Below are 18,980 nucleotides of genomic sequence, written 5' to 3'. Positions count from 1 at the left end.
CGCCGGGGCTCAGTCGCGGCCCGCCCCGCCCGGGGCGTCCGTCCGCACGGCGGCGGACAGGTCCAGTACGGCGCACGCGCCGCCGTCCTCCGGGTTGGTGAACGTCAGGCGGGCGCCCAGCACCCGGGCCTGGCCGGCGGCGATGGTGAGGCCCAGGCCCAGCCCCTTGCCCACGGCACTGGTCTGGAACCGTCGCGGCCCGTGCGCCAGCAGGTGCTCGGGGAAACCGGGGCCGCCGTCGCGCACCCGGACGATCCCGCCCGCGACCTCCACCACCACCGGCTCGGCGCCGTGCCGCAGCGCGTTGCTCACCAGGTTGGTCAGGACCCGCTCCACGCGCCGGGCGTCCGTCTCCACCAGCGCCTCGGCAACGATGTCACAGCGGACGTCCGGGTCCTCCACCGCACGCACCGCCCGGCGGGCGAGCACACCCAGCTCCACCAGCCGTGTGTCGGCCTCCTCGCCGCCGTTGTCGAGCCGGGCGACCTCCAGCACGTCCTCCATCAGGTCCCGCATCCGCGCGACCCGCTCCTTCACCATCGACTCGGCCCTGCCGTCCGGCAGGAGCCCCGCCGCGGCGACCAGGCCCGCGACGGGCGTGCGCAGCTCGTGCGCGATGTTCGCCGTCACCTCGCGCTCCGCGCGCAGCCGCTCCGACAGCGCGTCCGCCATGGTGTTCACGGCCCGGGTGAGCGTGGCGATCTCGTCCCGCCCCGACTGGGGGAGCCGGGCGTCCAGGTCGCCCCGGGTGATCTGCTCGGCCCGCCGCGCCGACAGCCGCAGCCGCCGCCCCAGCCGGGTGGCCAGCAGCAGGCCGCTCAGGGTGCCCACCGCCGTACTGATCGCCCCCGTCTGGAGGATGGACGCCCTCAGCGTGTCCGACAGCGGGTCCTCGATCTGCTTGAGTGCCAGGACGTCGCCCCCGGCGGCGGTCGCCGCCCAGAGCTGTCGGCGCTCCCCGTACGCCTGCATGTAGGTGGCGCGGCGGCCGTCGCGGACGGCGCGGCGCAGCTCCTCGGGCATGTTGGGCGGGTTCACCTTGAGCCCGAACCGCGCCTGCCCGTCCGCCCGGTAGGCGCGCTCGGCGATGCCCAGCCGCTCCAGGGCCTGGTCCCTGGCCCGCTGCTCCATCAGAGCCGGTACCTGCACGCTCGTCACCAGCACGGCGAGCGCGGCGGTCGCGGTGATCGTGGCACCTATTTTGAGCCGTAGCCCCATGTCTCATCTCCCTGGCGGGGAGTCTACGAGGGGGCCGTTCAGCCCACGCGGGCGAGTTCCCGGGGCTCCTCCTCCGGCGCCGGTGCCGGTCCCGGGCCGCCCTCCGGCTCCCCGAACCACGCCACCGCGACCGCGCCCGCCACCGCCAGCAGGAACCCCACCACCGCCAGCCACGCGAACCCCGGCCGGGACGCGTCCCCCAGCCACAGCACACCGATCGTGCCCGGCAGCACCGTCTCGCCCACCACCAGCGCCGCCGTCGCCCCGTTCACCGACCCGATCTGGAGCGCGACCGTGTGCAGGTACATCCCGCCCACGCCGGCGACGAGGATGGCGTACAGCGCCGGATCGGCCAGCAGCGCGCCCGGGTCGAACGGGTCGACGCCGTTCAGCACGCGCACGCCGACGCCGAGCGCGCCGAAGCCGAGGCCGGAGAGCAGACCGGCCAGGATCGCCGCACGCGCGCCCAGCAGCCGCACCACGACCGTCCCGCCCACCATCAGCAGCAGCGACACGGCCAGCAGCCACCAGTGCGTGGCGATCGGCGTGTGCCCGCTGCCCTCGGGTCCCGCCGCCGTGGCCAGCAGGACCAGCGCCGAGCACACGACACCGATGGAGGTCCACTCGGCGCGGGTCAGCCGGATGCCGAGCAGCCGTACGCTCAGTACGGCGGTGATCACCAGGTTCGCGCTGATCACCGTCTGCGACAGGAACAGCGGCAGCATGCGGGCGGCCAGCGCGCCCAGCCCGAAACCAAGGAAGTCCAGCACCGTACCGACGATGAACTCCCAGGTCATCGCGGCCTTGGCGGTCGACGACAGAGACGGTCCGCCGTGCTGGGTCGTCAGGCCCGCCGCCGCCTCGCGGCGGGCCGACTTGCGGGAGCCGACGGCTTGCAGGACCGATCCCGTGCCGTAGCAGATCGAGGCCGCGACGGCCGTCAACAGTCCTATGAGCACGTCCGGCTCCGTTCCTCGCACGGGTGGGGTTCGTCTGCCAGACGGGGAAACGGGCCCGGACGTTGCCTCCCGCCGGGGCCGGGTGCGCGCGGACGGGGCCCGGCCGGGGCTCAGGTGGGCGTGGACGAGTCCCGGCCCGGGAGCACCAGCCCCAGCTCGTACGCCAGGATCACCGCCTGCGCCCGGTCCCTGAGCCCCATCTTCGCGAACAGCCGGTTGATGTGGGTCTTCACGGTGTGGTCGGTGATGGTGAGCCGCTGCGCGATCTCGGCGTTCGACAGGCCCCGGGCGATCAGCACCAGCACCTCCGCCTCCCGCGCGGTCAGCCCGTCGACCGGCCGCGGCGGCAGCACCCCGGCCCGCTGCCGGGCGAACTCGGCGACCAGCCGCCGCGTCACGGCCGGCGCCAGCAGCGCGTCGCCGCGCGCCACCACCCGTACCGCGTGCAGCAGTTCCGGGAACGTCGCGTCCTTCAGCAGGAAGCCGCTCGCGCCCGCCGCCAGGGCGTCGTACACGTACTCGTCCAGGTCGAAGGTCGTCAGCATCAGCACCTTCGTCGCCCCGCCCGAGGCGGCGAGGATCTCCCGGGCGGCCTCGATGCCGTTCTTGTGCGGCATCCGGATGTCCAGCAGCGCCAGGTCGGGCCGCTGCTCGGCCGCCACCCGCACGGCCTGCGCCCCGTCCTCGGCCTCGCCGACCACCTGGATGTCGTCCTGCGTCGAGAGCAGGCCGACGAACCCGGTGCGCACGACCGCCTGGTCGTCGGCCACGATCGCCCTGATCACCACGGCAGGTCCGCCGTGACGAGGAAGCCGCCGTCCGGGCCCCGGCCGGTGGTCACGCTCCCGCCGAGGAGCGCGGCCCGTTCGCGCATGCCGGTGAGGCCGTGGCCGGTCCCGCCGGTTCCGTCGGTTCCGTCGGTTTTGTCGGGCGGGCCCGGACCGTCGTCCGCGACGCGCACCGACAGCCGGTCCGTCCCGTAGACGACGTCCACCACCGTGTGGGCGCCGGGGGCGTGCCGGCGCGCGTTCGTCAGCGCCTCCTGGACGATGCGGTACGCCGACAGCTCCCACCCGGCCGGGAGCGCCACCCGCTCACCGCCCACCCGCAGGTCCGCGCTGCCGCCCACCGCACGGTGCTGCTCCACCAGTTCCTCCAGTCCCGCGAGCGTCGGCTGCGGTGCCGTCGCCGCCCGGTCGTCCGGCCGGGTGCGCAACACGCCCAGCAGCCGGCGCAGTTCGGTCATCGACGAGCGGGCCGTGCCCGCGATCTGCTGGAGCGCGTCACGGGCCTCGGGCGACAGGCCCGGCGTCGTGTACGTCGCGCTCTCCGCCTGCACGGCGATCATCGACACCGAGTGGGCGACGACGTCGTGCAGCTCCCGTGCCACGGCCGCGCGCTCCGCCTCCGCCGCCTGCCGCCGCTCCATCGCGAGCAACCGCTCCTGGGCGGCGGCCCGTTCGTGCCGGGCCTCCTCACGCGCGCGTACGGCGTCGCCCGCGCTCACCGCGCCCAGGACCACCACGGTCAGCAGCAGCGTCTCCGCGTACAGGCCGGGGTCCAGCCGGTGGCCCTCGACGAGGAACGGCCGCACCTCGGGGACCATGGCCGCCCACTTGGGGATGTGCACCAGGTTCACGCCGAGCGACGCCAGGGCCCCGGCGCCGACCAGGACCGCCGGGTGCTGCACCCGGTGGCGGCCCAGGGTGTACAGGCCCGTCAGGCCGCTGACCACCGTCACCAGGTACAGGCTCGTGTCGGCGCCGAACCCGAGGAAGGCGGCGGCGACCGTGATCAGCGCCGTCTCGGGGCGCGCCCGGCGCCACATCACCGACACGGACGAGACGAGGACGGCCCCCGCCACCCACGGCGTGCCCGGCACCAGCGCCAGCTCCACCACCGTGCCGCCGGTGAGGACGGCCCCGGTGACCCAGGGGTACGCGGGCGAGGCCACGGCGCGGCGCAGCGTTCCAACCAGCACGTTCATGGGCCCGATTCTCGCGGAGCGGACCGTGGCGCGCGTCGGAGCAGGGGTTGATCCCCGGGCCGGTCCTCATGCCACGGGTGGAGCCGGAAGACCGGATTCACGTGTGACGCCCGGGCGTTCGGGCGTTCCTAGCCTCGACCGCATGATCGAGCGGAGTGGGACGAGGAGCGAGTGGACGGCGTACGCGGCCGTCGCCGCCGCGCTCGCCGTGGTGTCGGACCTCGCCCCGCACCGGGTGTGGGGCATGGCGGCGGCGTGCGGCTACGGGGCGGCGGCGCTGCTCGCGGGCCGCCCGCGCGTCGCTGCCGGCGCGGCTCTGCTGGGGGCGGTCGCGGTGCCTCTGGCGCTGCTCGTGGCGACCGGCCGGGGCCAACTGGAGGTCGCCGTCGTCGAGCGGTCGGGCGCGCTGCTGACGGCCACGGGCGTCCCGTACGCCCCGGAGCCGGGCGGGGTCGCCGACTACAACCCGTACCTGCCGGGGATGGCGGTGTTCGGTGCGCTGCCGGGCGACCCCCGGTGGTGGATGGGGGCGGTGTTCCTCGCCTCGGTGGCGGCCGTGCGGGCGTCGCCCCGGGTCGTGGCGTGCCCCCTGGTCGCGCTGCCGCTGGCCGTGGGCGGTGTCGACCTGCCGGTCGTGGGGCTGATGGCCCTGGGGCTGGCGCTCGCCGGACGCGGCCGCGCGGGGCGGGCGGGGCTCGCCCTGGGCGCGGCGGCCGCGCTGAAGTGGACGGCCTGGCCGGGGCTGGTGGTGGGGCTGGTCCTGCTGGCCGCCGCCGGGGGCGGGGGCGGTGGTGGCGGTGGTGCGGGTCGGTGGGGCGGCGTCGGTGGTGCGCGCCGACGGGGTGACCACGGCGGGGCGGGTCCGTCGGGCGGCCGTGGCGACGCGAGTCGTGGGGGCGGCGGGGGCGGTTGGGGCCGGCGGGGGCGGGGCGTCCTGCGCGGCGCGGCTGTGGCGGTCGGGGCCGCCGGAGTGGTCGTCGTGCCGCCGGCGCTGCGCGACCCCGGCGCCTTCCACGAGCACGTCGTCGCCTTCCCGCTCGGCCTGACCAGCACCGCGTCGCCCGCCGCCAGCCCCTTCCCGGGGCGGCTCCTGGCCGCGTACGTGCCCGGCGGCACCGTCGTCGCGGGGGTCCTGCTGGTGGTGAGCGCCCTCCTCGTGGCCGCCTCCCTGCTGGTCGCCCCGCCCCGCACCGTGCCGGCGGCGGCCCGGCGGCTGGCGCTCGGGCTCACCCTCGCGATCGCGTTCATGCCCGCGTCCCGCTTCGGCTACCTCGTCGTCCCGTTCGTCCTGCTCACCTGCCTTCCAGGGAGGACCCATGCCCCGCACGCTCGTCGTCACCAACGACTTCCCGCCCCGGCAGGGCGGCATCGAGACGTTCGTGAAGGCGGTGACCGACCGTTTCCCGCCCTACCGGGTCGTGGTGTACACGTCGGCGGAGGCGGGCGCCGCCGCGCACGACGCCGGGCTGGCGTACCCGGTCGTCCGTGACCGCGCCCGCATGCTGCTGCCCACCCCCCGCGTGAGCGCCCGGGCCGCCGCGCTCGCCCGGGAGCACGACTGCGACAGCGTCTGGTTCGGCGCCGCCGCGCCGCTCGGGCTGATGGCCGGCCACCTGCGGCGGGAGGCGGGGGTGCGGCGGCTGGTGGCCACGACGCACGGCCACGAGGTGTGGTGGGCCCGCACCCCCGGTGCCCGGGCCCTGCTGCGGCGCATCGGCACGGGGGTGGACGCCGTCACCTGCCTGGGCGCGAGCACCCGCGGCCCCATCGGCGCGGCGCTCGGGCCGGACGCACGGCTCGCGCGGCTCGTCCCGGGGGTGGACGCCGGGGTGTTCCGGCCGGGCGGCGACCCCGGCCCCGTACGCCGCCGGCACGGGCTCGGCGACGCGCCCGTCGTCCTGTGCGCCGCCCGCCTGGTGCCCCGCAAGGGCCAGGACACCCTGATCCGCGCCCTGCCGACGGTGCGTGCGCGCGTGCCGGGCACCCGCCTGCTGCTCGTCGGCTCCGGCCCGTACGAGCGCCGTCTGCGGCGCCTGGCCGCCGAGCACGGGGTGACCGGTGCCGTGGTGTTCGCGGGCGGGCACCCGCACGCCGCGCTGCCGCCCTTCTACGCGGCCGCCGACGTGTTCGCCATGCCCTGCCGGAGCCGGAAGCGGGGGCTCGAGGTGGAGGGCCTCGGCATCGTGTACCTGGAGGCGGCCGCGGCCGGCCTGCCGGTCCTGGTGGGCGACTCGGGCGGCGCGCCCGACGCCGTACGGGACGGCGAGACCGGCCACGTCGTGGACGGCCGGGACGCCGGGGCGGTCGCCGAGGGGCTCCTTCGCCTGCTCACCGACCGGCGGGCGGCCGCGGCCATGGGCGAGAAGGGCCGGGAGTGGGTGCGTACGGAGTGGGGATGGGACCGCACGTACGACACGCTCGCCGGCCTCCTGTCGGGGGGCCGGGGTCAGTGACGGAGCAGCGCGCAGACGAAGTCCTCCTGGACCTTGCGCATCCTCGCCACCTTCTCCGCCCCGGACACCTGGGTGTTGAGGGTGAACGTCATGGAGCGCCTGCCGTCGGGTGTGGCCACGGCGAGCTGGGTGTAGCCCGGGATGGTGCCCGTGTGGCCGTGGACGACGCCGCACCGGGTGGTGTACTTGAACAGCGCCAGGCCGGCCTCGTTGCGGCCCGGGCCGGGGTTCACCGAGGAGCCCTTCACCCATGTCGTCTGCTGCTTGCGGGTCTCCTTGGACAGGAGCCTGCCGCCGGCGTAGGCGCGCATGAAGGCGTTCAGGTCGTTCGGGGTGGAGACGATGCCGCCCGAGGCCCAGACGGCCGACCCGCTGATGGCGTTGCTGATGTCCTCCAGCGGTCCTCCCGGGTCGAAGGCGTACCCGTGCAGGTACGGACGGGGCAGCCGGGCTCCCCGCGGCAGGCTGGTGTGGCGCGCGCCGAGCGGCCGGAGGACGAGCCGCTGCAGCAACTCCTCGTACCGGCGGCCCGTGGCGGCCTCCGCCATGAGGGCCACCGCGATGTTGTCGGAGTTGCTGTACCGGTAGCGCGAGCCCGGCCTGAACCTGAGGGGTTCGTCGGCGACGAAGTCCAGCAGCCGGTGCGGGTCGAACTCGCGGCTGGGGTCGGCCGCGAACAGCTCGATGAAGTCGGGGTCCTCGGTGTAGTCCGGCAGCCCGCTGGTGTGCTGGAGGAGCTGGCGGAGCGTCACCTTGTGCCAGGCGGCGGGCAGCCAGGGCAGGCGCTTGCCGATCGTGTCGCCGAGCCGCAGCTCGTCGCGGTCCACGAGCCGGAGCGCCACGGCACCGCTGTACGCCTTGGCCACACTGGCGATGCGCATGTGGTCGCCGGGCTTCGGCGGCCGGCCGGACTCCACGTCGGCCACGCCGGCCCGGTAGACCTTCACGTCCCGGCCGCGCTGGAGCACGGCGATGGCTCCGGGCGCGCCGTCCGGCGGGCCCACCAGGTCCTCCAGGGCCTTGTGCAGCGCGCGGTCCCGGTCGTCGGGGCGGGGTCCCTCGGCGTGTGCCGGTGCGGTGACCAGGGCGGCGCACGCCCCGGCCGCGAGCAGGGCGGCGGTGAGTCTCGGGCGGGTGCGGGTCCGTGCTGCGGGCATGCCGGGGTACCTCCTGGGCCGGGCCGTGGCGCCCGGTGGGTGCCGGGTGCCGTTCAGGGCCCAGCATCCGGTGGCCCGCCGGGCAGCGCCCGCCCGGTGGGCCGTCCGCGCTACCGGCCGGCCAGCCGGCGCAGCGCCTCGGGGGCCTCCTCCACGCTGTCGACGAGGGCGATGCGCGGCTCCATGGAGCGTCCCGCCGCCAGGGCCCGCAGCAGCGGCCAGGCGGGCAGGTGGTCGGTCCAGTGGGTGCGGTTGACCAGCACCATGGGGGTCGGCTCGCCGCGCGACTCGTAGTAGTTGGGGGTCGCGTTGTCGAAGATCTCCTGCACGGTGCCGGCGGCACCGGGGAGGAAGACGACGCCCGCGGTGCAGCGGGCCAGCAGGCCGTCCTCGCGGGTGGCGTTGGCGAAGTACTTGGCGATGTGGGACGCGAAGGCGTTCGGCGGCTCGTGGCCGTAGAACCAGGTGGGGATGCCCACCGAGTGGCCGCCCTCGGGCCAGCGGGACCGCACCTCGAACGCCGCCCGCGCCCAGGCGCCCACGGACGGCGCGAACGACGGCTCCTTGCCGAGCAGCAGCAGCGCCTCCTCCAGCATGGCGTCGTCGTACGGCGCGGCGTACGCGCCCAGGTTGGCGGCCTCCATGGCGCCGGGTCCGCCACCGGTCGCCACGGTCAGCCCGGCACGGGCGAGGCCGCGGCCGAGACGGGCGGCACCGGCGTACGCGTCCGTGCCGCGCGCCATGGCGTGCCCGCCCATCACCCCGACCACCCGCTTCCCGGCGAGGTGCTCGTCGAGCGCGTCGGAGACGGCGTCGTCGTGCACGGCGCGCAGCATCGACCCGAAGATGTCGCCGTCCGCCTTCGTCCGCTGGAACCAGGCGTAGGTCAGCGCGTCCGGCGTGTGCGCGTACCCCTGCCCGTCGAGACCGGCGAACAGCTCGTCGGGGGAGTACAGCAACCCCCGGTACGGGTCGAACGGCAGGTCCGGTACGGGCGGGAAGACGAGCGCCCCTCCGGCGCGCACCACGGCGGCCGCCTCGGCCTCCATCCGGCAGCCGAGGAACACCGCGCCCGTCAGCGGGAGGGCGAGCAGCGCGTCCGTACGGTCCGTCAGGTCGACCGACTGGAGGCGGTACCCGACGAGACTGCCGCGTGCGGCGACCTCGTCGAACTCCTTGAGCGTTTCGATCTCGCGGTCGTGGCCGTGCCGAGGGGTGTGCGCCATGCCGCCACGATAGTCCTACGAACGGTCGCCCCCGGTACCGCCCTTCTGCGGGTGACGCCCGGCTCCCGCCGGGACACGCGGATCAGGACGTGTCCCGGATCAGCTCCGCAGCGGCAGGGCCGCCAGCTCCGCCACCAGCCAGGTGAGCGGTGCGAACACGGTCAGCAGCGTCAGGGCGCGCAGCGCCACCGAGAGCCGGAGCAGCGCGGCAGAGGCGCCCAGCCGCAGCAGGGCGTCCTTGGTGGTGACGCGGGTCTGCCGCGACTCCAGTGCCGCGGTCAGCAGCGTCGCCGTGGTGCACGCCATGACCAGTGCCGCGCCCATCCCGGTCAGCGGGCCGAAGGGGTGGGGGCCGTCGGCCCCGTAGACGGCGCTCGCACCGATCGTCGTGGCGGCCACCGCGGCCGCCACGCCCAGCGGGCGGCCGACGCGCCGTGCCTCGTCCATCAGGGCGCGCCCCGCCAGCAGTCGGGTCACGCCGGGCCGGAAGGTCTGGAGCAGCCGCCCGGACAGGTACGTGAGGCCGGGGCCCGCCACGGCGAGGCCCAGCGCGGTGAGCGCCCAGCCCACCAGGACGCCCGCCGGGCCGCCGCCGAAGCCGCCCGCCGGCGGCAGGGCGTCGGTGCCGCGTGCGGCGTACGTCTCGAGGGCCAGGCCCAGCGCGATCAGCGACACGCCCCACGGCAGCCCGGCGGGCGCGGCGGCCGGGACGGGCTCCGTGGTGTCCGGTTCGTCGTCCAGGACGGCCTTGCGGCTCGGCCGCAGCGTGAGTGCGGCGGACGTGGAGGCGACGACCGGCACGATCGCCAGCAGGGTCAGCGCGGCCGCGAGCGGCAGCGGCCGGCCGGCCCCCAGCAGCTCGGCGGCCGCCCCGTCGAACGGCAGCCCCGTGAGGTCACCGCGCAGGTGCAGGAAGACCGCCAGCGCGACCGTCGAGCCGAGCGTGCAGGACACGGCGGTCGACGCCGCGGCGACCGCGGCGAGCCGGGCCGGTCCCAGGCCGATCGCCGACAGGCCGGGGCGCGGCCGGGTGGCCGGGTCGGTCCGGGCGACGGCGACGGCGAAGTGCACGGTCGCGGCGAGCGGCAGGGCGCACCAGGCCAGGCGCATCAGCGCCGCCTGCGACTGGCCGGGGTGCCCGACCGCGTACCCCAGGGTGCACAGCAGCAGGAAGCCGACCCCGGCCGATGCCGCGGCGACGAGCAGCCGCCGCAGCAGCACCAGGGGGTGGGAGCCGCGGGCTAGACGGAGAGCGAGCACGCGTCGCGGCCCTCCGCTCCGTTGAGGTGTACGGAGTTGACGCGCCGTCCGTCGAGCAGGTGCACCGTGCGGTCGGCGAGCGTCGCCACCTCCGGGTCGTGGGTGGCGAGCAGGACGGTGATGCGGTGGGACCGGGCGGCGGCGGTGAGGGTGCGCAGCACCTGGGCGCCGTCGGCGCGGTGCAGGGGCGCGGTGGGTTCGTCGGCGAACAGCAGCGACGGCATGGTGACCAGGGCGCGGGCGATGGCGATGCGCTGGCGCTGGGCCTGGGGGAGGGCGTGCGGCCGCTTGCGCGCGCAGTCGCCGGCGTCGAGCCGCTCCAGCCAGTCGAGGGCGGCGGCCTTGGCGGCGCGCCGGGAGGTGCCGCGCAGCATGAGCGGCAGGGCGGTGTTCTCCCAGGCGGTCAGTTCGGGCACCAGGTCGGGCCGGGGGCCGATCCAGCCGAACCGGTCGCGGCGCAGCCGTTCGCGCTGGAGCGCGGACATGGTGTGGACGGGCACGCTGTTGTACCAGACCTCGCCCTCGCCCGGGGCGAGCCGGCCGGACAGGCAGCGCAGCAGGGTCGTCTTGCCGCATCCGCGCGGCCCGCTGACCGCGAGGATCTCGCCCTCGCGCACGCCGAGGGAGACGCCTTGAAGCGCGGGGGAGCCGTTGTGGGAGTGGTGCAGGGCGCGTGCCCAGAGCACGTCGTTGTCCGGCGGGGCCACCATGGCGAACACCTCGGTATCGGTTCTGATGTGTCGTTCCCCCGTACGTTGTTCCCCCGTACGGGGGAACGATGGCAGGGCGGATCGGTCACAGGAACCGTAGATATTCGCGGACCGGGTGTCAGGACAGCACACGGCCCGGGTCCGCCCATCTCACTCGGATGGGGCACGACCCGGGCCGCGTTCAGCCTACGATCGGACGATCACGTGAGGGTCACAGCTTCGTCCAGGCCTCGGTGAGGGTGGCCCGGAGGATCTGCTCGATCTCGTCGAACGTGGACTGGTCGGCCACCAGCGGCGGCGCGAGCTGGACGACCGGGTCGCCGCGGTCGTCGGCACGGCAGTACAGGCCGTTGTCGTACAGCGCCTTGGAGAGGAAGCCGTACAGGACGCGCTCGGTCTCCTCGTCGTTGAAGGACTCCTTGGTGGCCTTGTCCTTGACGAGCTCGATGCCGTAGAAGAAGCCGTTGCCGCGGACGTCGCCGACGATCGGCAGGTCGTGCAGCTTCTCCAGCGTGGCGCGGAAGGCGCCCTCGTTGTCGAGGACGTGCTGGTTGAGGTTCTCGCGCTCGAAGATGTCGAGGTTGGCGAGACCGACCGCCGCGGAGACCGGGTGGCCACCGAAGGTGTAGCCGTGCAGGAAGGTGTTGTCACCCTTGTAGAACGGCTCGGCCAGGCGGTCGGAGACGATGCACGCGCCGATCGGGGAGTAGCCCGAGGTCATGCCCTTGGCACAGGTGATCATGTCCGGGACGTAGCCGAACTTGTCGCACGCGAACATCGTGCCGAGGCGGCCGAAGGCGCAGATGACCTCGTCGGAGACGAGCAGCACGTCGTACTGGTCGCAGATCTCGCGCACGCGCTGGAAGTACCCGGGCGGCGGCGGGAAGCAGCCACCGGCGTTCTGCACCGGCTCCAGGAAGACCGCGGCGACGGTCTCCGGGCCCTCGAAGAGGATCTGCTGCTCGATCTGGTCGGCGGCCCAGCGGCCGAAGGCCTCGGGGTCGTCGCCGTGGATCGGGGCGCGGTAGATGTTGGTGTTCGGCACCTTGTGCGCGCCCGGCACCAGCGGCTCGAAGGGGGCCTTCAGGCCGGGCAGGCCGGTGATGGACAGGGCGCCCTGCGGGGTGCCGTGGTAGGCGACCGCGCGGGAGATGACCTTGTGCTTGGTGGGCTTGCCGACCAGCTTGAAGTACTGCTTCGCCAGCTTCCAGGCGGTCTCGACCGCCTCGCCGCCGCCGGTGGTGAAGAAGACCTTGTTCAGGTCACCGGGGGCGTGGTGCGCGATGCGCTCGGCCAGCTCGACGGCCTTCGGGTGGGCGTAGGACCACACCGGGAAGAAGGCGAGCTCCTGGGCCTGCTTGTAGGCGGTCTCGGCGAGCTCGGTCCGGCCGTGGCCGGCCTGGACCACGAACAGGCCCGCGAGGCCGTCGAGGTAGCGCTTGCCCTTGTCGTCGAAGATGTAGGTGCCCTCGCCGCGGACGATGGTCGGGACGGGGCTGTTCTCGTACGACGACATGCGGGTGAAGTGCATCCACAGGTGGTCGTAGGCGGTCTTGGAGAGGTCCTTGCTCACGGCTATCGGGTTCCCCACATATAGGTCTGCTTCTTGAGCTTGAGGTAGACGAAGCTCTCGGTGGAGCGCACGCCGGGGAGTGTGCGGATGCGCTTGTTGATCACATCCAGGAGGTGGTCGTCGTCCTCGCAGACGATCTCCACCATGAGGTCGAAGGAGCCCGCGGTCATCACCACGTACTCGCACTCGGCCATGGCCGTCACCGCGTCCGCCACCTGCTCCACGTCGCCCTCGACGTTGATCCCGACCATCGCCTGCCGGCGGAAGCCGACGGTGAGCGGGTCGGTGACGGCGACGATCTGCATGACGCCCTGATCGAGGAGCTTCTGGACGCGCTGCCGCACCGCCGCCTCCGACAGGCCGACGGCCTTCCCGATGGCGGCGTACGGACGGCGTCCGTCCTCCTGGAGCTGTTCGATGATCGCCAGGGATACGGCGTCGATCGTCGGTGACGATCCGTTCCCGGCCCTGGGGTCTGCGCTTCGACTGGCCACGCCTTCACTGTGCACCGAGTCTCGTCACTCGCGCAACCCCAGATCGAGGAAATTCGTTGTTCTGGAGATCCAAAGCGACTGAATCCGAAGTTGTGGGGCGTCGGGCCTGTCGAAAGCGTGGGTTCAGCGATTAGGGTGGGGCTGTCCAGCACGTGGACAACGAGAACCACGAGACCGACAGGAGGGGTGGCAAGTGACCACCGAGCTGCGTCGTCTGCGCAACTACATCAACGGGGAGTTCCGGGACGCCGCCGACGGACGGACCATCGACGTGGTCAACCCGGCCACCGGCGAGGTGTACGCCACTTCTCCGCTCTCCGGCCAGGCGGACGTCGACGCCGCCATGGAGGCCGCCGCGGCCGCATTCCCCGCCTGGCGCGACACCACGCCGGCCGAGCGCCAGAAGGTGCTGCTGAAGATCGCCGACGCCTTCGAGGAGCGGGCCGAGGACCTCATCGCGGCCGAGTCGGAGAACACCGGCAAGCCGATCGAGCTCACCCGCACCGAAGAGGTGCCCCCGATGGTGGACCAGATCCGCTTCTTCGCGGGCGCCGCGCGGCTGCTCGAGGGCAAGTCCGCCGGTGAGTACATGGAGGGCATGACCTCGATCATCCGCCGTGAGCCGGTCGGCGTCTGCGCCCAGGTCGCGCCGTGGAACTACCCGATGATGATGGCCGTGTGGAAGTTCGCCCCGGCGCTGGCCGCGGGCAACACCGTGGTCCTCAAGCCGTCGGACACCACGCCCGCCTCCACCGTGCTGATCGCCGAGATCATCGGCTCCATCGTCCCCAAGGGCGTCTTCAACGTCATCTGCGGCGACCGCGAGACCGGCCGCGCCATGGTCGAGCACCGCACCCCCGCCATGGCCTCCATCACCGGCTCCGTACGCGCCGGCATGCAGGTCGCCGAGTCCGCCGCCAAGGACGTCAAGCGCGTCCACCTGGAGCTGGGCGGCAAGGCACCGGTCGTCGTCTTCGAGGACACCGACATCGACAAGGCCGTCGAGGACATCTCCGTCGCCGGCTTCTTCAACGCCGGCCAGGACTGCACCGCCGCCACCCGCGTGCTCGTCCACGAGTCCATCCACGACGAGTTCGTCGCCGCGCTCGCCAAGGCCGCGTCCGAGACCAAGACCGGTCAGCCGGACGACGCCGACGTGCTCTACGGCCCGCTGAACAACGCCAACCAGCTCAAGCAGGTCACCGGCTTCATCGACCGCCTCCCCGCCCACGCCAAGGTCGAGGCGGGCGGCCACCGGGTCGGCGACAAGGGCTACTTCTACGCCCCGACCGTCGTCTCCGGCCTCAAGCAGGACGACGAGATCGTCCAGAACGAGGTCTTCGGCCCGGTCATCACCGTCCAGTCCTTCCGCGACGAGGAGCAGGCCGTCGAGTACGCCAACGGCGTCGAGTACGCGCTCGCCTCCTCCGTCTGGACGAAGGACCACGCCCGCGCGATGCGCATGTCCAAGGCGCTGGACTTCGGCTGCGTGTGGATCAACACCCACATCCCGCTGGTCGCGGAGATGCCGCACGGCGGCTTCAAGAAGTCCGGCTACGGCAAGGACCTCTCGTCGTACGGCTTCGAGGACTACACGCGCGTCAAGCACGTGATGACCTCGCTGGGCTGACCCACCGTCACGCCGAAGGGGCGGGCGGGCCGGGGGAGTCGTCCCCGGGCCCGCCCGCCCCCTTGTGCCCGGTGCGTCCGTGCGCCGTGCGTCCGTGCCCCGTCCGTCCGGGACGCGGTCAGGGCTCGCGGCGGTTCAGCTCCTCCTGGCCGGCGCCCGCGGGCCGGTCGGCGCGCTTCACGTAGAGCTTCCCCTCGCCCGCCGGGGTGATCACCATCGAGCCCCGTACCGGACAGGCTTTCTTCGCCGAGGTGAGCGGCCCGAGCACCAGCCGGTCGCTGTGCGCACCGGAGAGCACGGCCTTCCACCGGCACTCCTTCAGGGAGCCCGCCCCGATCGCCGTCGCGACCTCGTCACCGATCGCACCCTGCTCGATCGTCAGCCGCAGGCCGTTCACGGCGGGCTCCGCCGGGAGGTCCCAGGTGCCGATGAACTTCGGGTGGACCGCGAGGTCACTCGTCTCCGCCGGCTTGAGCGTCGTGGACGCGCCCATGGTCTCCCACAGCAGCGTGCCGTCCGGCTGCGCCTTGAGCACCTGGTTCTGCGACGCCTTCGCACAGCTCTTCGTCCCGGCGGGCACGCTCCTCGCCCTGCTGCCGCCGCCCAGGACGATCTTCTCCTCGGCGGCGGACACCAGCGGGGCGCGGTCCTGGCAGTACGCGTGCGGAAGGGTGTACGTGACCGTGGCCACCGTCCGGCCCTTCTCGCCCTGCACGATGTCGAAACGCCCCTGGAACTCGCCGTCGGTGCCCGCCCGCATCACGCCCTCCCACGCGCCGACGTAGGCGTCCGGCACGGCACCGGCCGGCTCGCGGACGTCGCCCCCGCTCTTCTCCTCCTCGCCGACGAGCAGGCCGATGAGGGCGAGCAGGACGATGGCCACCACCGGCAGGCCGATCACGATGCCCAGCACGATCAGCGCCACCCGCGCCCCGCTCCCGGTCCCGTTGCCCCGAGGAGCCATCTGCTGAGGGGGCATGTACGGCGGGGACAGGTGCTGGGCGGGTACGTGGTGCGGGTACGGATGGGACTGCGGCTGGGGCTGCGGCGTGGGAGGCGGCGTCTGGAACACCGTCGGCGCGTACGGCTGCCCCAGGTGCGGCTGCTGCTGCGGCCGGCCCCCGGGGCCGTGGGCCGCCGCGGGCGCCTCCGCGTCCAGCAGCCGCGCCGCCCGCCGGCCGAGCTGCGCCAGCAGCGCCCCCGGCAGCCAGGCCCCCGCCGGTTCGGCGTCCCGTGTCGCCTCGATCAGCTCCGCGACCGACGGCCGGCCCTCCGGGTCCTTGATCAGACAGGCCCTGACCAGACCGGTGAGCCGCTGCGGCACCCCCTCCAGATCGGGTTCCTCCTGCACGATCCGGTACATCAGGCTGTGGATGCCGCTCTCGGCGCTGCCGAACGGCATCCGTCCCGTCGCCGCGTACGCCAGGACCGCGCCCAGGCAGAACACGTCCGACGCGGTGGTGATGCTCTCCCCGCGCACCTGCTCCGGCGCCATGAAACCGGGCGAGCCGACGACCGCTCCGGTACGGGTCCTGACGTCACCCGCGGAGCTGTGCGCGTCCAGCGCCCGGGCGATGCCGAAGTCGATCACACGCGGGCCGTCCACGGTCACCAGGACGTTCGAGGGCTTCAGGTCGCGGTGCACCAGGCCCACGGAGTGGATGGCCTCCAGCGCCTGGGAGAGCCCGCTCGCCAGGGCGCGCACGGACGTACCGGGCAGGGGCCCGTGGTCCTTGCCCACGACCTCCGACAGGGACGGCCCCGGGATGTAGCCCGTCGCGACCCAGGGCATCGCCGCCCCGGTGTCGGCGTCCAGCACCGGCGCCGTCCACCGTCCGCCGACCCGCCGCGCCGCGGCCACCTCCTGGGCGAACCGCTGCCGGAACTCCCCGTCCTGCGCCAACTGACGGAGCACCAGCTTCACGGCGACGGTCCGGCCGCCCTCGCTGCGCGCGAGGTAGACACGGCCCATGCCGCCTTCGCCCAGCCGTCCGAGGAGGCGGTACGGGCCTATCCAGGTGGGGTCTTCAGCGCTGATCGGTTGCACCGTCGGATCTTCGCACAGTGACGCTCGGTCACCGGCTCGCTCGCCGCTTTCCGTGCGGCCGGTGGGCGTGCGAGGCCCGGTGGCGGGTACCCGGACGGCCCGCGACCAGGGAGGAAGCATGAGCCAGCAGCACGACCGCGGCGCCCACGAGCCCCACGAGCGCGGGCCGGGGGCCCACTCGGGCGCGGAACAGCAGGCGACCCGCCGTACCGTCCCCGGCACGGCGAGCGCGGCGGAGGGCTACCGCCCCGGCGAGGGCACCGAGGGCGGCGAACCACTGAAGGGCGTCGAGGCGGAGGAGAAGGACACGGAGACGCGGGACACCGGCGAGTAGGGCGGTCCCGGGCGCGGATCAGCGCGCGAACGCCGCCCGCATGATCCGCTCGGCCACCGGGTTCATGTTCCTGCCCTTGGCGTCCGTGGAGTTCACGGAGTACACCAGGGTGCGGGAGAGGTCCTCGGTGGCCGCGATCACCGTGTTGTAGCCCCACCGGCCGCCGGTCTTCAGCCACAGCACGCGGCCGTCCTCCGCCACGTACCGCTGGAGGCCCGCGCTCATCGTCGCGCCGGGCACCCCCGCCGGAACGGTGAACATCTCCTTCAGCAGCGGGCCGCGCACCACCCGCCCGCGGAACAGGGCCAGCAGGAACCGCTCCAGGTCGGCGGTCGTCGAGACGATGTCGCCTGCCGCCCAGCCGTCCGTGACGCCCCACACCGTCACGTCGCGCAGCTCGGTGGTGCCGTCCGGCAGCGGGAAGACCTGGTAGCCGTGGTTGTGCGGGCCCCGGATGCGCGGGGAGGTGCCCGGGAAGTACGTGCCGTGCAGCCCGAGCGGCCGCAGGATGCGGCGGGTGACCTGGTCCGCGTACGTCCCGCCCGTGACGCGCTCGATCAGCAGGCCGGCGACCGTGTACCCGATGTTGCCGTACCGCTGGGCCGTCCCCGGCGGGGCGATGGGCGTCTTGGCGGTCGCGGAGGCGACGATCCGGCGCGGGTCGTGCACGTCGAAGCGGTGCGCGTACCACGCGTTCAGGTCCTTGCCGGGGAAGTCGCCGTCCGGCAGCCCGTGCGTGTGGTCGAGGAGCTGGCGCACGGTGACCTTGCCGTACGCGGCCGGGATCAGGTCCGGCAGGTAGTCCCGGACGTACCCGTCGAGGTCCACCGCGCCCTCGCCGGCGAGCTGGAGCACCACCGCCGCCGTGAACACCTTGGTCACCGAACCGGCCCGGAAGCGTCCGTGCGGGTCCGCCGGGCGGCCGCTCCTCAGGTCGTGCACGCCCGCGCTGCCGTGCCAGTCGCCGCCGGTGCCGCCCACCCGGACCAGGGCGGCGGTCGTGCCGGCGTCCGGAAGGCCGGCGAGCGCGGCGCGCAGCGCACCGGCGTCCGGCGCGGAGCTGCCGCGGGCGCCGGCCGGTGCCGGTGCCGTCGCCGTTGCCGGGGCGGGGCGGCTCAGCGCGGTGGCGGGGGCGGCCAGCGGGCCCGCCGCCACACCGAGAGCGAGCGCCGTGGCGAGGAGGGTACGCGTGCATGTGTTCATGGTCAGGACTCCAGGTGGGACGGCCGGTGATCGGACGGCTCCCATCCTGCTGACGGCCCCGCCCCGGCCGGATCGCCGCAGCGGGGGATCATCGACCGGGCCGTCCTCCCTCCGGCGGGGGAGAGCCGGCGGTGATCAGACCCGTCTCGTACGCGCAGATGACCGCCTGCACACGGTCCCTCAGCCCCAGCTTGGACAGCACGTTGCCGACGTGCGTCTTCACCGTGTGCTCGCTGACGACGAACTCCGCGGCGATCTCCGCGTTCGACAGCCCCCGCCCCAGCATCAGCAGCGTCTCGCGCTCACGGGCGGTCAGCGCCCCCAGCCTGGCGCCGTCCGTCCTGCGCGGGCCACCGGCGGTGTACTCCTCGACGAGGCGGCGGGCCACGGACGGCGCGAGCAGCGCGTCACCCCGCGCCACCACCCGCACCGCGTGCACCAGGTCGTCGCGCCGCACGTCCTTCAGCAGGAAGCCGCTCGCCCCCGCGTGCAGCGCCTCGTACACATACTCGTCGGAGTCGAACGTCGTCAGCATCACCGTCCGGCAGGAGCTGCCCGCGCTGATCGCCCGGCACGCCTCGATGCCGTCCATGACCGGCATCCGCACGTCCAGCAGCGCCACCTCGGGGGCGTGGCGCCGCACCGCGTCGACCGCCTCCGCGCCGTCGTCCGCCTCGGCGACCACCTCGATGTCCGGCTGGGCGTCCAGGATCATCGCGAATCCGCCGC

At 74.1% G+C, this 18,980-nt stretch carries 17 protein-coding genes; 4 read left to right on the top strand and 13 right to left on the bottom strand.

Features of this window, described 5'->3' with window-relative positions:
• Positions 1-9 precede the first annotated feature (9 nt).
• The 4 genes from E2B92_RS27070 to E2B92_RS27055 form a co-directional block, all read right to left on the bottom strand.
• Positions 10-1,218 carry a sensor histidine kinase gene (locus E2B92_RS27070; RefSeq protein WP_126887695.1) on the bottom strand — a complete coding sequence of 403 codons (1,209 nt, stop codon included), beginning with the start codon at positions 1,216-1,218 and terminating at the stop codon, positions 10-12.
• A 38-nt stretch (positions 1,219-1,256) separates the two neighbouring features.
• On the bottom strand, positions 1,257-2,177 hold the full coding sequence (locus E2B92_RS27065; RefSeq protein WP_235024008.1) for a hypothetical protein: 921 nt from the start codon (positions 2,175-2,177) through the stop codon (positions 1,257-1,259).
• Between the two features lie 110 nt (positions 2,178-2,287).
• Positions 2,288-2,965: a response regulator gene (locus E2B92_RS27060; protein ID WP_126887694.1), complete on the bottom strand. Its 678-nt coding sequence runs from the start codon at positions 2,963-2,965 to the stop codon at positions 2,288-2,290.
• A complete protein-coding gene (locus E2B92_RS27055; RefSeq protein WP_126887693.1) occupies positions 2,959-4,164 on the bottom strand; it encodes a sensor histidine kinase in 1,206 nt (401 codons plus the stop codon). The genes E2B92_RS27060 and E2B92_RS27055 overlap by 7 nt, the downstream gene beginning before the upstream one ends.
• Before the next feature lie 142 nt (positions 4,165-4,306).
• On the opposite strand from E2B92_RS27055, the gene E2B92_RS33605 reads away from it, so the two are divergent.
• Together E2B92_RS33605 and E2B92_RS27050 are read left to right on the top strand one after the other, a co-directional pair.
• The gene (locus E2B92_RS33605) at positions 4,307-5,653 is read left to right on the top strand and encodes a hypothetical protein (protein WP_443070302.1); all 1,347 of its coding nucleotides are present in this window, start codon (positions 4,307-4,309) and stop codon (positions 5,651-5,653) included.
• The gene (locus E2B92_RS27050; RefSeq protein ID WP_443070304.1) at positions 5,544-6,617 is read left to right on the top strand and encodes a glycosyltransferase family 4 protein; all 1,074 of its coding nucleotides are present in this window, start codon (positions 5,544-5,546) and stop codon (positions 6,615-6,617) included. Before E2B92_RS33605 ends, E2B92_RS27050 begins: the two co-directional genes overlap by 110 nt.
• Here E2B92_RS27050 and E2B92_RS27045 read toward each other — a convergent pair.
• The 6 genes from E2B92_RS27045 to E2B92_RS27020 all read right to left on the bottom strand — a co-directional run bounded on the left by E2B92_RS27045 (position 6,611) and on the right by E2B92_RS27020 (position 13,052).
• Positions 6,611-7,774 carry a serine hydrolase domain-containing protein gene (locus E2B92_RS27045; RefSeq protein ID WP_126885449.1) on the bottom strand — a complete coding sequence of 388 codons (1,164 nt, stop codon included), beginning with the start codon at positions 7,772-7,774 and terminating at the stop codon, positions 6,611-6,613. The genes E2B92_RS27050 and E2B92_RS27045 overlap by 7 nt on opposite strands.
• 110 nt (positions 7,775-7,884) lie before the next feature.
• Positions 7,885-9,000, bottom strand: coding sequence for an LOG family protein (locus E2B92_RS27040; RefSeq protein ID WP_126885450.1), 1,116 nt, complete (start codon positions 8,998-9,000; stop codon positions 7,885-7,887).
• A 99-nt stretch (positions 9,001-9,099) separates the two neighbouring features.
• Positions 9,100-10,260, bottom strand: coding sequence for a hypothetical protein (locus E2B92_RS27035; RefSeq protein ID WP_126885451.1), 1,161 nt, complete (start codon positions 10,258-10,260; stop codon positions 9,100-9,102).
• A complete protein-coding gene (locus tag E2B92_RS27030) occupies positions 10,242-10,970 on the bottom strand; it encodes an ABC transporter ATP-binding protein (RefSeq protein ID WP_126885452.1) in 729 nt (242 codons plus the stop codon). The genes E2B92_RS27035 and E2B92_RS27030 overlap by 19 nt, the downstream gene beginning before the upstream one ends.
• Positions 10,971-11,181: 211 nt before the next feature.
• Positions 11,182-12,561, bottom strand: coding sequence for an aspartate aminotransferase family protein (locus E2B92_RS27025; protein WP_126885453.1), 1,380 nt, complete (start codon positions 12,559-12,561; stop codon positions 11,182-11,184).
• Positions 12,546-13,052, bottom strand: coding sequence for an Lrp/AsnC family transcriptional regulator (locus E2B92_RS27020; protein WP_126885454.1), 507 nt, complete (start codon positions 13,050-13,052; stop codon positions 12,546-12,548). Before E2B92_RS27020 ends, E2B92_RS27025 begins: the two co-directional genes overlap by 16 nt.
• Positions 13,053-13,230: 178 nt before the next feature.
• On the opposite strand from E2B92_RS27020, the gene E2B92_RS27015 reads away from it, so the two are divergent.
• Entirely contained in the window at positions 13,231-14,667 is a 1,437-nt protein-coding gene (locus E2B92_RS27015) for a gamma-aminobutyraldehyde dehydrogenase (protein ID WP_126885455.1), read from the top strand.
• Positions 14,668-14,785: 118 nt separating this feature from the next.
• On the opposite strand, the gene E2B92_RS27010 is transcribed toward E2B92_RS27015, so the two are convergent.
• Entirely contained in the window at positions 14,786-16,714 is a 1,929-nt protein-coding gene (locus tag E2B92_RS27010; RefSeq protein WP_235024002.1) for a serine/threonine-protein kinase, read from the bottom strand.
• 118 nt (positions 16,715-16,832) lie between these two features.
• Between E2B92_RS27010 and E2B92_RS27005 the strand changes: the two genes are divergently transcribed.
• On the top strand, positions 16,833-17,048 hold the full coding sequence (locus E2B92_RS27005; RefSeq protein WP_126885457.1) for a hypothetical protein: 216 nt from the start codon (positions 16,833-16,835) through the stop codon (positions 17,046-17,048).
• A gap of 18 nt (positions 17,049-17,066) precedes the next feature.
• Here E2B92_RS27005 and E2B92_RS27000 read toward each other — a convergent pair whose 3' ends face one another.
• Both E2B92_RS27000 and E2B92_RS26995 read right to left on the bottom strand, forming a co-directional pair.
• Positions 17,067-18,251: a serine hydrolase domain-containing protein gene (locus E2B92_RS27000; RefSeq protein ID WP_126885458.1), complete on the bottom strand. Its 1,185-nt coding sequence runs from the start codon at positions 18,249-18,251 to the stop codon at positions 17,067-17,069.
• Positions 18,252-18,339: 88 nt separating this feature from the next.
• Positions 18,340-18,966, bottom strand: a complete 627-nt coding sequence (locus E2B92_RS26995; RefSeq protein ID WP_399431592.1) for a response regulator — start codon at positions 18,964-18,966, stop codon at positions 18,340-18,342.
• Positions 18,967-18,980: the final 14 nt, after the last annotated feature.

The sequence above is a fragment of the Streptomyces sp. WAC05374 genome (assembly GCF_004353505.1).
Taxonomy (GTDB): domain Bacteria; phylum Actinomycetota; class Actinomycetes; order Streptomycetales; family Streptomycetaceae; genus Streptomyces.
This window is presented reverse-complemented; position numbering and strand designations above follow the sequence as displayed.

Coding starts and splice junctions, on each gene's coding strand:
- E2B92_RS27070 (WP_126887695.1), bottom strand. CDS start 1,218: ATGGGGCTACGGCTCAAAATAGGTGCCACGATCACCGCGACCGCCGCG.
- E2B92_RS27055 (WP_126887693.1), bottom strand. CDS start 4,164: ATGAACGTGCTGGTTGGAACGCTGCGCCGCGCCGTGGCCTCGCCCGCG.
- E2B92_RS33605 (WP_443070302.1), top strand. CDS start 4,307: ATGATCGAGCGGAGTGGGACGAGGAGCGAGTGGACGGCGTACGCGGCC.
- E2B92_RS27045 (WP_126885449.1), bottom strand. CDS start 7,774: ATGCCCGCAGCACGGACCCGCACCCGCCCGAGACTCACCGCCGCCCTG.
- E2B92_RS27040 (WP_126885450.1), bottom strand. CDS start 9,000: ATGGCGCACACCCCTCGGCACGGCCACGACCGCGAGATCGAAACGCTC.
- E2B92_RS27030 (WP_126885452.1), bottom strand. CDS start 10,970: ATGGTGGCCCCGCCGGACAACGACGTGCTCTGGGCACGCGCCCTGCAC.
- E2B92_RS27005 (WP_126885457.1), top strand. CDS start 16,833: ATGAGCCAGCAGCACGACCGCGGCGCCCACGAGCCCCACGAGCGCGGG.
- E2B92_RS27000 (WP_126885458.1), bottom strand. CDS start 18,251: ATGAACACATGCACGCGTACCCTCCTCGCCACGGCGCTCGCTCTCGGT.
- E2B92_RS26995 (WP_399431592.1), bottom strand. CDS start 18,966: ATGATCCTGGACGCCCAGCCGGACATCGAGGTGGTCGCCGAGGCGGAC.